The sequence below is a fragment of the Pseudomonas putida genome (assembly GCF_028682475.1).
Lineage (GTDB): Bacteria > Pseudomonadota > Gammaproteobacteria > Pseudomonadales > Pseudomonadaceae > Aquipseudomonas > Aquipseudomonas putida_AG.
In genome coordinates, this window is the sequence record NZ_JANHLE010000098.1 from 1 (window position 1) to 568 (window position 568).

The following is a 568-nucleotide window of genomic DNA, read 5'->3' on the forward strand; positions in this document are numbered from 1 at the left end:
TGAAAGCCACACCAGCGGCAACACCCTGGTCGAGCAAATCGAAGTAGTCGCGACCGATACCGATGGCAGCACCGGCAGTGCCACCATCGACATCAACATCGTCGACGATGCGCCGAAGGCGTACGACGACAGCAATACGACTACCGCTACCGAAGCGCAAACGGTCCTGACCGGCAACGTCCTGAGCAACGATGTGCAAGGCGCCGACCGCATCGCCAGCGGCCCGATCACCCCGCAGACCATCACCGGCACCTACGGCACCCTGGTGCTGGCTGCCGACGGCAGCTACACCTACACGCTGAACGCGCAGGACCCGGATTTCATCAACCTGAAGGGCGGCGGCACGGGTGTCGAAAACTTCACCTACACCCTCAAGGACGCCGACGGCGACAGCAGCACCGCGACGCTGAAGATCGACGTCAGCAACCTCAACGACCCGGTAGAAATCCACGGCCTGGACCTCTGCGGCGGCGAGCTGACCTTCTACGAGAAAAACCTCAGCGACGGCAGCAGCCCGGACCAGTGGGCGCTGACCAAGGGCGGCACCTTTACCGTGGTCGCCCCGGAC

At 63.6% G+C, this 568-nt stretch carries 1 protein-coding gene; it reads left to right on the top strand.

The annotated features are described in order from the left end of the window. On the top strand, positions 1-568 hold a 568-nt coding region (locus NPS47_RS25325; RefSeq protein ID WP_274297438.1), incomplete at both ends, for an Ig-like domain-containing protein.